Source organism: Streptomyces sp. T028 (assembly GCF_048159505.1).
GTDB lineage: Bacteria > Actinomycetota > Actinomycetes > Streptomycetales > Streptomycetaceae > Streptomyces.
On record NZ_JBLRVZ010000097.1, the window covers coordinates 1 to 13,810 of the forward strand.

General features: G+C 70.7%; 17 protein-coding genes and 2 pseudogenes. All 19 read right to left on the reverse strand.

The window, feature by feature from the left end; translation table 11 throughout:
• Nucleotides 1-205, reverse strand: a pseudogene (locus tag ACLZN2_RS50195) (hypothetical protein); the annotation flags it as partial.
• A 41-nt stretch (nt 206-246) separates the two neighbouring features.
• A complete protein-coding gene (locus tag ACLZN2_RS50200; RefSeq protein ID WP_416986899.1) occupies nt 247-1,119 on the reverse strand; it encodes a DUF317 domain-containing protein in 873 nt (290 codons plus the stop codon).
• A 45-nt stretch (nt 1,120-1,164) separates the two neighbouring features.
• Complete coding sequence (locus ACLZN2_RS50205) at nt 1,165-1,845, reverse strand: HAD family hydrolase (protein ID WP_416986901.1); 681 nt, start codon at nt 1,843-1,845, stop codon at nt 1,165-1,167.
• Nucleotides 1,842-2,927, reverse strand: coding sequence for an MFS transporter (locus ACLZN2_RS50210; protein ID WP_416986921.1), 1,086 nt, complete (start codon nt 2,925-2,927; stop codon nt 1,842-1,844). Before ACLZN2_RS50210 ends, ACLZN2_RS50205 begins: the two co-directional genes overlap by 4 nt.
• A 74-nt stretch (nt 2,928-3,001) precedes the next feature.
• A complete protein-coding gene (locus tag ACLZN2_RS50215) occupies nt 3,002-4,234 on the reverse strand; it encodes an ATP-grasp domain-containing protein (protein WP_416986923.1) in 1,233 nt (410 codons plus the stop codon).
• A gap of 109 nt (nt 4,235-4,343) precedes the next feature.
• A pseudogene (locus ACLZN2_RS50220) lies at nt 4,344-4,682 on the reverse strand (hypothetical protein).
• A gap of 50 nt (nt 4,683-4,732) precedes the next feature.
• Nucleotides 4,733-5,926: an MFS transporter gene (locus ACLZN2_RS50225; protein WP_416986903.1), complete on the reverse strand. Its 1,194-nt coding sequence runs from the start codon at nt 5,924-5,926 to the stop codon at nt 4,733-4,735.
• 44 nt (nt 5,927-5,970) lie between these two features.
• Nucleotides 5,971-6,540, reverse strand: coding sequence for a hypothetical protein (locus ACLZN2_RS50230; RefSeq protein ID WP_416986905.1), 570 nt, complete (start codon nt 6,538-6,540; stop codon nt 5,971-5,973).
• Nucleotides 6,537-7,424 carry a winged helix-turn-helix transcriptional regulator gene (locus ACLZN2_RS50235; protein ID WP_416986906.1) on the reverse strand — a complete coding sequence of 296 codons (888 nt, stop codon included), beginning with the start codon at nt 7,422-7,424 and terminating at the stop codon, nt 6,537-6,539. The genes ACLZN2_RS50230 and ACLZN2_RS50235 overlap by 4 nt, the downstream gene beginning before the upstream one ends.
• A gap of 30 nt (nt 7,425-7,454) precedes the next feature.
• On the reverse strand, nt 7,455-7,877 hold the full coding sequence (locus tag ACLZN2_RS50240) for a hypothetical protein (protein ID WP_416986908.1): 423 nt from the start codon (nt 7,875-7,877) through the stop codon (nt 7,455-7,457).
• A gap of 15 nt (nt 7,878-7,892) precedes the next feature.
• Complete coding sequence (locus tag ACLZN2_RS50245; protein ID WP_416986910.1) at nt 7,893-8,336, reverse strand: hypothetical protein; 444 nt, start codon at nt 8,334-8,336, stop codon at nt 7,893-7,895.
• Nucleotides 8,333-8,800 carry a hypothetical protein gene (locus ACLZN2_RS50250; protein ID WP_416986911.1) on the reverse strand — a complete coding sequence of 156 codons (468 nt, stop codon included), beginning with the start codon at nt 8,798-8,800 and terminating at the stop codon, nt 8,333-8,335. The genes ACLZN2_RS50245 and ACLZN2_RS50250 overlap by 4 nt, the downstream gene beginning before the upstream one ends.
• Nucleotides 8,801-9,215: 415 nt before the next feature.
• Complete coding sequence (locus tag ACLZN2_RS50255; RefSeq protein WP_416986912.1) at nt 9,216-9,929, reverse strand: hypothetical protein; 714 nt, start codon at nt 9,927-9,929, stop codon at nt 9,216-9,218.
• Between the two features lie 58 nt (nt 9,930-9,987).
• Nucleotides 9,988-10,683, reverse strand: a complete 696-nt coding sequence (locus ACLZN2_RS50260; RefSeq protein WP_416986913.1) for a hypothetical protein — start codon at nt 10,681-10,683, stop codon at nt 9,988-9,990.
• Nucleotides 10,684-10,712: 29 nt separating this feature from the next.
• On the reverse strand, nt 10,713-11,168 hold the full coding sequence (locus tag ACLZN2_RS50265) for a GNAT family N-acetyltransferase (RefSeq protein WP_416986915.1): 456 nt from the start codon (nt 11,166-11,168) through the stop codon (nt 10,713-10,715).
• A gap of 29 nt (nt 11,169-11,197) precedes the next feature.
• On the reverse strand, nt 11,198-11,833 hold the full coding sequence (locus ACLZN2_RS50270; protein ID WP_416986916.1) for a DUF3631 domain-containing protein: 636 nt from the start codon (nt 11,831-11,833) through the stop codon (nt 11,198-11,200).
• A complete protein-coding gene (locus ACLZN2_RS50275; RefSeq protein ID WP_416986918.1) occupies nt 11,830-12,321 on the reverse strand; it encodes a hypothetical protein in 492 nt (163 codons plus the stop codon). The genes ACLZN2_RS50270 and ACLZN2_RS50275 overlap by 4 nt, the downstream gene beginning before the upstream one ends.
• Complete coding sequence (locus ACLZN2_RS50280; RefSeq protein ID WP_416986925.1) at nt 12,318-12,911, reverse strand: DUF4913 domain-containing protein; 594 nt, start codon at nt 12,909-12,911, stop codon at nt 12,318-12,320. Before ACLZN2_RS50280 ends, ACLZN2_RS50275 begins: the two co-directional genes overlap by 4 nt.
• Nucleotides 12,912-13,117: 206 nt before the next feature.
• Nucleotides 13,118-13,810: DNA-methyltransferase (locus ACLZN2_RS50285; RefSeq protein WP_416986919.1), on the reverse strand; the 693-nt coding region annotated here is incomplete at its 5' end.

The following is a 13,810-nucleotide window of genomic DNA, read 5'->3' on the forward strand; positions in this document are numbered from 1 at the left end:
CGTCGACGTCCCCCTTCTCGGGGTGGACGACGGCAAGGCGCAGACCGTCGTACTCGTTTTCGCGGATGGTGCGCGAGAAGTCGATCCGCAGCCGCAGTACGGAGTTGGGCAGCGGGGTGGCGTAGTAGGTGTTGCCGACGACGGTGCTCTCGGTGAACGGGAGCGTGAGGTGCTCGGTGAAGAACTGCTTGGCGTGTACGGACACTTACGGGTTGCCTTCTGATGTGCGGGGCAGGAGAGGCCGGTTCAGCGGCGTGGGCTGGTGCGGGCTGCGGCGGGAGCCGTGGCGACCGTGGTGGTGCTCCAGCGCGGAACGCTGCGGGTCCCAAGGGCCGGCGGGCGGCGGGCGGCGGCGCGCTGGACGTCGAGGGGCGTGGGAACTCGGGGTGCGGGTGGCGTGACGGGGGTGAGCTGTGTGGACTCGCGCAGCCAGGGGAGCATGCCGTCCTTCCAGCGCGGCAGCGGTGCTGGGTCGGCGACGCTCTGGGTGATGGCCTTGACCAGGGCGGTCGGGGTGTGGGTGGTGGCGGTGGCGTACCAGCGGGCGTGGCCGCTCTTGGGACCTCCCCACATGTGCCAGCGGGCCTGAAGGGTGGTCAGTTCCTTCTCCGGGTCGAGGCGGCCGGTGGTGTATTCGAGGGTGGCCATCCTGTCGGGGGGCTGGAGTTCCATCACGCCCCAGCGCGGGTGCTGGAACTGCCAGCCGTTCTTGATCAGCGGGACCACGGCGTCGAAGGCGCCGAGCTCGGGGTCCTTGAGGTCGGGCTGGGCGAGGTAGGTGTCGGGGCCAGCGGTGTATGCCTCGGCGAGGGCGGTGGTGAAGGCGGTGACGAACTCCGTCGGGCAGTTGTCGTTGAAGCTCACGCCCCACGCGGGCGGGCCGAAGCGGTCACGGTAGGCGTTGATCCTCCACAGTCCGTCGTCGTCCCCCTCGGGCAGGAACCCGAGTCGGATGCGGTGGTCGGGGGCGGTGACGTAGGCGTTGCCGAGGTCATCGTTCCGCAGGTCGAAGCCGAGCCCGAGGAGCGGCTCGAGCGCGGGGTCGCCGATGGCAGTGCTGCCGGCGAGGTAGCGGGGAGAGACGTAGACGTCGCCGTCGATCTCTTCGGTGTCGGGCACAAGGGTCCTGGGGTCGGCGGTGGTGTTGAGCGAGGGCAGGCGAGATCAGCGGCTGGTACCGCGCGGGGCTGCTGGCTGGCGCACGGAGGCCAAGCCGGCGGGGAGCAGCTGCTCGGCGATGTCGGTGGGTTGGCCGGTGTAGTGCAGGGTGCGCAGGCCCAGTTCGGCGGCGGCCTGGCAGTTGTCGTCGCGGTCGTCGATGAACAGCACGCGTGCGGGATCGGTGATGCCGGTGGCCGTGAGGGCGTGTTCGTAGGCGGCCGGGTGGGGCTTGCACAGGCCCAGGCGGGCCGAGTACAGGGCGTCGGTCATCAGCTGCCGCCTCCAGTCGGTGGTGTCGAGGGCGTCGCTCAGGAAGTGCGGGGCGTTGGAGAGCAGCACCATGGGCAGCCCGGTGGCGCGGGCGCGGTGCAGGATGTCGAGGACGCGGTCGTCGGTGCGGGTCCACATGGCGGTGTCGGCTGTGCGCAGGGTGCGCAGCCAGCGTGCGCCGGGGTGGTGGCCGAGGACCTTGGCCCAGTAGGCGAGGTCGCTGAGTTCTCCGGCGTCGTACGCCTCCCGGGGTGCCCAGAAGGCGTCCTGGAAGGAGGTCACTTGTCCGCTGGGCCACTCGGCGAGATCGGCGAGGCGGGTCCACATGGTCGGGGTGGGCTGTCGGCCCAGGACACCGTTGTAATCGATGATCACGGCGTCCGCGCGGGTCGGCGTAAGGGAAGTGCTGGTCAAGGGGCTGGATTCTCCAGGGCTTTGCGGGACAGGGCGGCGACGGCGGCTGCGAGGAGGGCGGGCAGCAGCAGCGCCATCGGCAGGGTGGTGAAGGTGGCGAGTGCGCCGATGAGGGCGGGTCCGGCGAGCAGGCCGACGTAGCCGGTGACCGCGACTGTGGCGACCGCGCGGGGGCCGCCGGCGCCGGCGGCGGTGATCAGGCTGGGGATCGTGACCGACAGGCCCAGGCCGAAGGCCGCCCACCCGGCAAGTGCGAAGGCGATGGTGGAGCCGGCCAGGCCGGTGGCGAGGCCGAGTGCGGCCAGGGCGGCGCCGATGCGCACGACGGCGGGGGCGCCGTAGCGGGTGGTGAGCCGGTCGCCGGCAAGTCGTCCGGCGGCCATGGCTGCGCTGTAGAGGGCGAACGCTGCCGCGCTGGTCGCGGTCGTCGCGTCGAGGCTGTGCAGGTGGACGGCGGCCCAGTCGGCGGCGGCTCCCTCGCCCAGCAGGGTTGCGGCCGCCAGCGCGCCCAGCAGCCACAGGCGGGGCCGGGACAAGCCCCCGTGCTCCTTGGGGTCGGGCGTGGCGGGGTTCTGGGCGGGCTCGAGTCCGGGAGCGACAACGCAGCGGGTGAGCCGAGTCGTCGCGCAGGCCGCTGCCGTGGCGGTGGCCCCGACACCGGCGAACAGGACCGTGTGCGGGGTGTGTGCGGTGGCCGCGGCCACCGCGGCACCTGCGAGAGCGCCGAGGCTGTAGCTCGCGTGGAGCCCGGCCATGATCGGGCGTCCGTGGGCGTTCTGGCAGCGGACCGCCGAAGAGTTGGCTGCGACATCGAGGACGCCGTGCGCGGCGCCGAAGACGAACGCCACCGCGAGGAGGGTGTCCAGGCTGCGGCAGGCGCCGAGGGCGGCAAGGCAGGCGGCCAGACCGATGGCGCCGCCGGTCAGCAGGGCGGGGAGTCGGGCCGGGTGGGCGAGGCGGCCTCCTATCTGGAGTCCGGCGACCATGCCGAGGGCGGCGGCCAGGAGGACCAGGGCGAGCTCGGCGGTGCTCAGGCCGGCACTCTTTTGGACGGCGGGCATGCGCGCGCCCCACACGGCCATCAGCACACCGAGACCGGCGAAGTACCCGATCAGCAGACGGCGACTGCGCACCAACTCGGTCGCCACGGTGCCGCTCACTCGGCGAGACCCTCTCCAGCCTTATCCACATCCAGAGGGGGGATGATCTGAACCTTCAGGTTGCGGTACGCCTCCTGGGAGCGCGCCTGAGCGACGGCGGCACTCGGCCCGGTGGTCATCAGGAAACCGATTCGGGCGGTGAACAGATTGCCGCCGTCCTGCGGCAGCACCAGTTCCTCACCGACCTGCCGCTGGAAGCGGACCTGCTCCAGTCCCTCGGCCCGCTCGGCAAAGCCATCGGTGAGACGGCACGCGGTGAGCAGGCCCGAGTACGCGGGGTAGACGAACCGGATGGCGGCAGCCCCGTGGCGAGTGGGGGTCAGGTCGGGGACGCGTGAGCAGGCGATGTCGGCGGCGGCATGGGCGAGGTCGATGCCGGTGGCGAGGTGGACGAGGTGGCCGATCAGGTCGCCGGCGAGGCGCGCGTTGACCTCGATCAGCCGCGGGCGGCCGTCGACCAGGCGCATTTCGACGTGGCTAATCCCGCCTGTGATGCCCAGCGCGGCGATGGCGGCGTCGGCGGCCGGGGCCACGGTGGCCAGCAGCGGGTCGGCCGCGTCCACTGTGTCGGCGAGTTCCTCGAAGTAGGGCTCCAGGCCGACGGTCTTGCGGGTGACGGCGACCACCGTGGTCTGTCCCTGGAAGGTGGCGCACTCGACGCTCACCTCCTCCCCGTCGAGGTACTCCTCGACCAGGACCTCGCGGCTCTCCACGCCACGTCCGGCGGCCCCGTTGGCGATCGCGTACGCGGAGGGCAGTTCGCCGGGGGTGTTGACGCGGATCACGCCGATGCTGGCTGCATGGGCGGCGGGCTTGAGGACCACCGGGTAACTGATCCGTGCTGCGGCCTGCGCCACCTCCTCAACGGTGCGGACCCGGGCAGATGCGGCCGAGGGCACCCCGTGGCGGGCGAAGAGAGCGCGGGCGGTGGCCTTGTTGCGGCAGCCCTGCATCACCTCGGGAGGGTTAGCCGGCAGGCCGAGCCGGCGGGCGAGGCGCGCGACGGGAACGAGGTACCACTCGGTCCAGGTCATGATCCCGGCCAGGCGATGACGTTCGGCGAGAGCCTGACCGGCCGCGGTCAGGGCGGCCTGGTTGGTCGGGTCGGCGACTTCCCAGTCGGTGATGAAAGCGCGCTCCCACGTCGGTTCCACGCTGGTGATGAGGACGACGTCGTAGTTGGCGGCGATGTTCTGAAGGCAAAAGCCGCGGTACGCCTCGGCCTCCATGTCCGCGGCGGCAACGATCAGGACAACCGGGTTACCGGTACGAGAGGGCAAGCAGGGCTCCAAACAGGGGGAAGAGAGAAGACGGTCGAGAGCTGGGCTCCCGGGCGGATCAGGGCGTTCGTCGACGTCGCAGCTCGAAGGCAGACGCCCAGTGGGGGTGATCGGCGATCAGCTTCCGCGCGTACAGGGCGGTGAAGTTGTTGTTGAGGCCGCGGATGCCCTCGGGCAGCTGTCAGCGCAGGTCTTCGAAGAGGGCCTTGAGCCCGATGCGGGTGGCCCCGGAGGCCGGCCGCATGGCTGTCAGACGTTCCAACGCCCGGTAGACGTACGGGTGCTGGGCGTCAAAGGCTAGGAAGCGGTCCGTGATTGTGGGCCTCGAACCCGCGCGGTGCGACGGACGGGTTGCCGGCCTGGGGTTTTGGTGGGCGCAGGTGTGGGGCGTGGGCATCGGGTGGTCTCCGTGAGGACGAGCAGTCGGCAACGGCCGGCCGGGAGGGTTCAGGCGAAGGAGGTGCGCAGGCCGGGGAGGGTGCGCAAGCGCGCGAAGGTGACGGCGAGGCCCAGGGTCTGCAGGACGGCGCAGCCGGTGATCGCATGGCCGAGCAGCGAGGGCGGTACGGCGGCGACAAGGATCCCGGCGAGGGGGAAGGGCAGCAGGAGCAGCAAGATGGTCAGCGAGAGGGTGGCGCCGAACACTTCCGGCGGGATGAGGTGGGTACGCAGGGTGCGCAGCACCACGGTCAGGCCGCCTTCGCCGGCCATGAGGACAGCGGTGAGTGCGAGATAGGCGCTGTAGGTGTGGGTGAGGGAGATGGCCAGGCATGCAGTGGCGGCGATCGCCGCGGAGACGGCGCCCACCGTCCACAGGCCGCAGCGGTCGATGGCCTTGCGGCAGACGGCGACCGCCACGAGGGAGGCGAGTGCGGCGGCGGACCAGGTGAGTCCCACGTCGGCGGTGGTGTGTCCGAGCTGCTTGACCACGATCACCGGGGCGGCGGCCTGCAGCAGTCCGACCGCCAGATTGGACAGGGTCAGGCCGGTCACCAGCCAGCTGAGTGCGGGCAGCGACCGAAGTGTGGACCAGCCGGTACGCAACCCCTTCCGGACGGTGGCTGCCTCGCGAGCCTGTTCGCGCAGTCTCCGGCACGGGACGAGGGCACAGCCGAGGAGAGAGAAAGAGGCGATCGCGATCAGCATTCCGGTGGCGCCTGTGAAGTGGAGCAGCAGTCCGGCGAACGCGGGGCCAGCCAAGGTCATCGTCTGGTCGATGCCGAGCAGGACCGCCTGCACACGGTGTGCACGCATGCCGGCTTCGCGGCCAGCCTCGGCGCCCGCGGTCTCGGCGGCGACGTAGGAGAACTCGGTGAGCGCGCCGGTGCCGGCGGCGAGAAGCAGAACGGTGACGGTGGCCGCGGCGGCATCGTTCTGCTGCGGCAGCACCAGCGCGGCGATCACCACCACGAGCGCCCGCGCCGCTGAGGCGAGGCGGAAGACACGGCTGGTGCCGTGGCGGTCGACCAGGGAGCCAGCCAGCGCGAACGCCGCCAGGCGGGGAATCCACTCCAGTGCGAACGCCAGCCCGGTCAGGGCCGCGGAGTTCGTGGTGGCCAAGACCAACAGGGGGATGCCGTACGTCGTCATGGCGAACGCAGCGGCGTCCATGCTGCGCGGCAGGTAAATGCCGCGCAGCATGGTGGGGACCGTTCGGCGTGCGTGCCGGTGTCCGACACGGGATCTCACGCAGCGCACTCCAGGTCCTGCGCCGCGTGGGATGAGCGGGGTGCGGTCGAGCGCAGGATGTGGGGATGCGTCTGGAGCCACTCGGCCAGCGCCGCTTCGGCAGCGTCGGGTATCAAGGCCACGTCGGCGTCGGTTTCGCCGGTCGCGGGCACGGCCGGCTTGCCGGCCTGGTCGGCTTCGCGTACGGCTGCCGTCGGCTGGGTGAGGAGCTTGAGGATGTGCTGGACGCGGGTGACGAAGTCGCTGGTAGGGCTCGGGTATTGGTGGGTGCGGGCCCAGCGGGCCGCCACGTCGTACACGCCGGCCAGATCCTCGCCTGCTTCGGTGAGCCGGTAGCGGGTCGGTGCTTGGGGGTCGGCGTGCACTAGGCCGAGGTCGCGGGCGACCTCGATGGCGTAGCGCAGTTGGTTGACGGTGAGGTCGCCGAAGGCGCTCTGCAGGCTGCCGCGTCGGTGGCTGATGGGGCCGTTGTCGTCGATCTCGCTGACCAGCCGGATCAGGGACGGCAGGGACAGGGCGCTGATCACCCGGCAGGTGTGCGGGTGGTTGAGCATTGTGCTGGTCACCGGCGCGGGCCTCCTGCCGGGGAGACCTGGAGAGGACGGGTGGGTGTCTGGTGAGAGAAGAGGTCGCCGGCCCGCCACGCCGGAGCAGTGGCCGATGGGGCGGCGGGGCCTGCGGGGGCCGGGAGACGGGTCTGTGTGGTCAGCCACGGCCCGGACCGGGTCCGGGCGGAGGCGGGTGTCTGCCCCCACAGCGGGTGGGCGCCGGCGGTGTCGAGCGGGTGTCCGGCCGCCCAGGCCGAGAGGCTCTGGAAGACGGGCGCGAGGGCCCGGCCTGTGGCGGTGAGCTGATACTCGCCGGCGCCCGCGGCCGTAGAGCGGTTGATGACCAGGCCGTCGGCGACCAGCCGGTCCAGCGGCAGGTAGACGGCGGGAAGCCCGTAGGTGGGCATGGCCTCGGCGGCCAGAGCCTTCGCACTCGCCGCCCCGCGCGCCTTCAACGCCCACAGGATCGGGGTGGCGTGCCGCGGGCTGATCAGGGCAATGGTGTCTTCGGCGTTCTGGGCCGAGGCGATCCGCTCGGGCTCCGTCGCTCCCGTGCGCGCGTTGCGCACGAACTCCTTCTCCAGGTGTTCGTCCCCCCAGGCAGCGATGACGGTCAGGACGGGCAGCAGCTCGGAGGCGCGTGCCGTCAGGCCGTATGTGACGTGATTGCGGGCGTGTTCCGTGCGCTCGATCAGGGCCGAGTCGGTGAGCTTGCGCAGCCTCGGGTTGATCTGGCCTGACTGCAGCCACGACAGCTGGGACTGGATCTCCTTGTAGCGCAGCGGCTGTTCGGCGAGCGTCATCAGCGTCCACACGCTCCAGCGCGGGGCGAGCATCTCCAGTGCCTCGGTGACGCGTGCGAGATCAGTGCGGGTGGTACGGGGCAGACCGGTGGCGGCCAAGGGAGAACTCCTCAGGCAGGGGCGGGAAGATCAGCGGGTGCGGGCGGCAGCACGCGCGGGAGCAGGAACGACTGCGGTGCAAGGGGCAGGACCCTGCTCGGGTTCCGGGTCGGGGACGCGGTGCAAGCTGGTCAGGACGCCGTTCAGGGTTTTGGTGTGGGCGTCGCGGGTGGCGACGGAGTCGGCAAGCCGGCGGGCGCAGTCGAGGATGTGGACGGCCTCGACGGGGCCGATCTGCCGCTCCGGGTGGGCCAGTTCACGTAGCCGCTGCAGCTGGAAGGCGATGTTGCGTTCGGCGAACTGCAGGTCGGTGAGGCTGCCGATCAGGGCGGCCAGCATGCTGCCGTCGGGATTGGCCTGAGCGACGGTTTCGAGGTCGCGCAGGGGCTTGGCGTAGAGGTCCTCGATGCGCCCGGCGATCTGCTGCGCGTCGCTGGCGGAGGGCTGGGACAAAGGTCGATGGGACTTTCAGGGGCGGTGGGTTCGCACCGCCCCGGCGCGCGGGGGCGCCGGGGCGGGTGCGGCAACAGCCGTGATCTTCTGCTGGGCGAACTGGAGAGGCCGAGCCGGGCGTTGGCCGGGCTCGGGCATGGTCCGCAGGAGCTCGCCGAGGGCGGCTATGTAGCCGTTGCGTCCGGACAGGGCGGCCTCCAGCCACTGGGCGTCGAAGCGCAGGTCGTCGGCGGACAGCTCGTTCATGTCCCGGTCAGCGGCGGTGGCGGCGTGGACGCGGTCCCGTACCTGGGCCACCTGCTCCTCGGCCACCACCAGGAAGCTGCGCAGCTCCAGCGCGCGCACCAGGGCCGCGGAGGCGTCGGGCCCTGTCGCCTGCGCGTACAGCTCCCGGACCGGGGCCCCGAACGCCTCCTCCAGAAGGGTGTCCCGTGTGGAGGTCTTGTCGATCACGCTCATCGGACCGCCCCGCGTACGGGAGCCTGGCCTGCGGCGGGCAGCGATGGTTCGGTGGTCGGCAGGGCCGGGCTCCGGCGCGCCGCTGGGGAGCGCCATACGGCGGTGCGGTTTCCGATCGCCTGGGGGTCGAGGAGGTGGCGCACCGTCATGGTGCGTCCCTCCCGCACGGTGTGCGCGCTGTTCACCGTGTGCGCGAACTGCATGAGGTGCTCGGGCAGCTCGACGAATTCGTGATCGGGTACGGCGTCCATGTGCTGGGCGAGGGCTTCGGCGAGGGCGTCTTCGGCCTGGTCCAGTACCTGCTGAGCCTCGCTGAGGAGGCCGTGCCAGCGCACGATCGTGGCGGCTTCCGGGCTGGCCTGGGGAGCGGCGGCTACGGCTTGGCGCAGTTCGGCGATCGGCATCTGGAAGCGGGTCTCTATCTGCTCGGTGAGGACGCCCAGCACGTCGTCGGCATCGGGCACAGCAATCTCCTTTCCGGTGGCATTCAGGGAAACAGGGCCGGAAATTCACGACCCAACCGCCTTACAGGTGGCGGCGATACAGCACGGACGTTGCCGGGGCAGCTTTCTGGCTAGTCCATGGCGGCGGGCACGGCGCTCGCAGCGGTCGCGGAGACCAGGGGCGGAGCGAGGGCGCCCAGAAGGGCAGCAGAGACGGCTATTCGGGTTGAGCGCATGGGGAATTGGACTCCATAGAGGGGAAGGAGAAATGCAGGAACAGGCCCGGGCAGATGCAGTGCGGGCCGAGTTCAAGAGTCCGGAGAATCCCCGGTTTCGGTAACCGGGGATGGGCTGCTATATTCCGCACTCACATACGCGAACGACATCCGTTCCGGCGCGAAATGGCGTGACACCGGGGGAAGTTCTCGTATTCGGCTCAGCGCCTTGGGCCGCGTGGCGGCGTGGGGCGTGCCGGGGCCGCGGGCAGCGTGGTGCGGCGGGCAGGTGGTGCGGGGGCGGGCAGCGGGATGCCCTCGCCGCTCCAGTGCGCCTCCCACCAGGTTGTGGCGGCCTCAAAGGTGGCAAACCCGCCCTCGCGCAGCGTGTGCGTGAAGGTGTCGGTGTCGGCCTCTTCCAGCAGCACCCGGAAGGGCACGGGCGCCCGCTCGTCGAGGGCGCGCAGGAGCACGGTGGTCTGGATGGGCTCGCTGTCGTTTGTGTAGCTGGTCAGGAGGGCGAAGTGGTCGCCGTCGCGGCGTAGCCGCTCTTCCAGGGCCCGGGTGGCGTCGTCAGCGGGCGTGGTACCCATGCCCGCCGGTAGGAGGATCTTCTTCTCGGGGCAGCCGCGGGCGATCAGCCACGACTGGGCCATGGCCGGCAGGGGCAGCTCGGCGTGGGCGAAGCGGAAGGTGCGCGCGACGGTGTCGCGCTTGAGGTGCAGGGCGACTATCTGCGGCTCGCCAGGGATCCCCCAAGTGACGGCCCCGTTGTGCAGAACGTAGAAGCTGTGCTGGTCGTCGCTAGTGTGGTGCTCGGCCAGGGCGGTGAGCATGTCCTGCTCGATGGCGATGTGCCGCCAGAACTGCTCGTCAACACGGTCGTTGACCACCTCGTAGCCGTCGAGGCGGAAGTCCGGGGTGGATGTGGGCATCGATGCTTTCGGATCGCAGGCAGGAACGAGGAGTGCGCGAGTGGACCGTTGAGGCGTTTCAGCGCCGAGAGGCGGACGCAGCCGGCCAGGCTCCAGCCCGCCGCACAGGCGGCAAGGATTGTGGTCCGGGCGGTCGCGGCGCGGCGAGGAGTGAGCGGCCGGCGTCGGTGAGGGTGACCGGCTGCCCGGCGTGCAGCGGGTGGGAGTCGTCACGTGCGACGAGACCAGCCTGCTCCAAACGACGGAACTGGCTGTAGGTGACCCGGATGCCAGAGGCGGTCACGACCGACAGGCGCTGGGTCAGCAGGTGTTCCCGCAGTGTGGCGCCCTGGGCAATGGCGAGCAGGGCCGCATGATCGGGCGGAGGCAGCTCCGCCGACAGACCGGTCCTGCGACTTCGGGGGGCGGCTTCCACGGGCTCCAGCGCCGCCTTGACCTGTTGCTCGCGATCATCACGTGTGGCGGCGGCCTCCTCCAGCGTGGCGACGGTGCGGTTGATGCGCGTGAACAAGGCATGGTCGACGGCGAACTCACCGGAGGCCAGCCTCTGGAGCTGGACCCGGTAGAAGGTCACGGTGTGTTCGGCCTGGACAAGAGCGCGGTGTGCGTCAGCCAGGCGGGCATGCGGCTCGTCGAGGAGGTCGCGGTCGCGGTGCTGCCACAGCTGATCGATGCTGTGGCCGACAGCCGCCTCAATGCGGTGATCGAGGGCCGTGAGCGCCTTCTTCGCAGGCGGAGGAGGAGTGGGAGGCATAGGCGGGGTTGGTTTCTCGGTGGGAGTGATCACGGCGGCCCGCTGTCGGCAGACGTTTCGCCGAGGGCAATGCGGACATCGAGGTGGGTGCCGTCGCGCGTGTGTACGGCTGGGCCGAGGGAAGCGAGAAGACGCAGCATCGGGATGTTGGAGGCGTCGGTGTACGCGGTCAGAGCGTGAGCGCCCCGGGAGCGGGCGGCGTCGGCCGCGTGCCGGGCCAGGGCAGTGCCGATGCCCTGGCGCTGGCGGGCGTCGGCGACCTGCAGTCCGAGGTCGACGACGCCCTCCTGGCGGCTGACGGGGCCGACGCAGACGAGGCCGACCGGTTCCTCGTCTGCGTCGAGCCCGATCCAGCACTCCGCATGGGCGAGCAGCCGCGAAAGGTCCCGGCGCGCGAAGCAGGTTCGGCCCCAGCGGCGCAGCAGGCTCGTCTCCGAACAGTGTTGGTGGAAGGCGTCGACCAGGTTCCAGTCCCGGTCCGTCACCCGTCGCGTGCGCGCGAGAGCGGGGTGCGTCAGCAGGAGCAGCCCGCTCGTGCGTCCAGCAGATCGGTACGCCGGTATGCCTTGTAGAGGCGGCCGTCGTGGCCGGTGGTGTCGCGGGTGCGGACCCCGTAGGGAGCCAGGAGCTGGGCAAGGCGGACCTGGGTGAGGTCGGCGTACGGCCAGCGGCCCTCGGCGTCACCCGCCAGGTCGCGCAGGCACAGGACGAGATCGGCGGAGGCCATGGTGTCCGGGTCACCGACGACGGCGAAGATATCGAGGCAGGCGTGGACGATCGTCTTCGGCCGGCTCGGGCAGGACAGGAAGTCGGCGTCCTCATCCTCCGTCTCGTCCGGCACATCCTGCGCGTCGTGTTCGTCGTCGCCCTCGGGTGCAGCAGCGCAGCAACACGAGGTGGACAGCAGTGCGCCCAGCTCGGCGCCCGCGGCCATGCGCTCGACGAGGACGTCGGTGAGCTTCTCCAGCTGCTCGGCGGCGCTGACGCCGTCGGGCAGCTTGTCGCCGGACAGGGCGACGAGCTGCCGGTCGAGGTCCTGGACCTCGGTGAACACGTCGAGGATGGCGCGGTGGTGCGGGTTCTCGGTCTCCGCGGCGGGCGCCAGGACGGCGGTGGCGACCTGGTCGATCAGGGTGGGGAACTGCGTCAACGAAGGGGACCCTTCAGGGATGTGGTGGGTGCGGGGCGGGGAAGGCCGGGCATCGCGGACGGCAGCGGGCCCGGCTTGGGGATCGGCTGGGTCGCGTCCAGCTGGGGGGAGCGGGTGCGCGCGGCATGCGTCCGCGCGCCCGTTGGACGCCGGGCGATGCCGAGGCGGGCGCGGGCGGTGTCGTACACGTCGTGCCTGGCGCGCGGGCGGACGGCCACCACGTGGATCTCGGTGCGGTGTGTGGAGTTCGCGGGCGCCGGGCGCTGGGCGTAGACGATGCGCCACTCGTTGCGGTGATCGACGTACAACTTTCGGCAGCCGGCTAGGTCGCGTTCGAGCTTGCTGCCGAACAGCCGGGCGCTGACGACGTCCTGGAGCTGGGCGAGTGCCAGATCGCGGATGTCTTCCGGGGCCTGGAGCAGGTCGGTCAGGGCGCGGGGGTCGAAGGACAGGCCGAAGGCCGACCGTGCCTCGGGGCTGCCGGTCATGCGGCCTGGCCTGGAGGGACGTCCTGCTCCGGCTCCCGGGAGGAGCGGGAGGAGGGCTTCGGGCCGGGCAGCAGACGGTGGGCGGGCCGGTCCGGGTCCGTCATGCACGCCGACAGCGGCCCGCCGGGCGCCCGTACGGCGGCAATGGCGTGTGTGAGGAAATCGCGGTGCCACACGAACATGCCCGACAGGCCCGCCTCGGGCTCCTTGTGATGCTGGTAGGCCAGCCACAGGGAGTGCAGCCAGGCCACGACGTCCTCGTGCTCCTGCCACTGCTCGCACCAGGGCGCCGCGGTGGTGACCTCCGAGCCGTACCGGATGAAGTAGCCGTTCACCCAGTCCGTGAGGGCGTCGAGTTCGTCTTCGTACTCCTCGCCGTCCAGTTCCAGGATCGGTCGCGGCTCCGGCGGAGCGGGCGGCAGGGGCATGCCCGCGAATCCCGGGATGCCGTAGGCAGCGAAGGGTGAGGGGACGGGTGCGGAGGACAGGCTGTCGAGCTGCCGGGCCTGCTGTTCCGACTGATCGAGCAGCTTGCGGACCTTCGCTTCGATGCTCTCCAGATCGGATTCCGGCAGCCGGACCGGTTCCATCTCCCCGCCATCGGGGGTGTTTATGGATTCAGGCACGAAAGGGGTCTCCTTGAAGGCGCAGCCGATGGGTGGGATTTCGGCTCCAACCATCCGGACAATCCCCGGTTTCGGTAACCGGGACTCTCGTGCTACAACGCCTCTTCGGGTGAGGGAGAAAGACGCCGGGCAGCATTCAGCGGGCCGCTCCGGGCATCGGAAGACGGCGGTCAGGACGTGAGGGTGACGTCGTCCTGGGTCAGGGTCTGCTGGAGCGTCTCGGTGAGTCGGTCGGCGGCGATTTCCGCGTAATGGCGGGTCTTCTCGACGCCGATGAAATCGCGGCCCTCCAGCAGTGCGGCCACGCCGGTCGAGCCGGAGCCGCAGGTGAAGTCGAGCACGGTGCCGCCCGGCGGGGCGATTTGCACCAGCTCACGCATGACCGAGACGGGCTTCTGGGTGATGTGCTGGCGGGCCTTGCCTGAGGGCTGCGAGGCGCTGTAGAGGCCCGGAAGGTAGACGGGATTACGGGAGCCGTCGATGGCCCCCTTGGAGGCCCAGACGATGAACTCGCAGTTCTGGGTGAAGCGGCCCTTCTGGGGCCTGGCCTGCGGCTTGTGCCAGGCCAGCACTCCACGCCACAGCCAGCCGGCCGCCTGGATCGCGTCCGTGGTGATCGGCAGCTGACGCCAGTCGGTGAACAGCAGAGCCGTGCCACCGCTCTTCGTCAGTCGGTGGGCCTCGGTCATGATCTGCGTCAGCCAGAACCCGTACGAACGCTGATCCATGTTCTCACCGGTGAAGTCCGGGAGTGCATGGCTGGCGTCGGCGGAGGTGTACTTCTGCTTGGCGCTGCGGCTCGTGCGCTCCTTCGCGGTCCGGCCGCCGGAGTTGTAGGGCGGGTCGGTGATGACGGAGTCGAC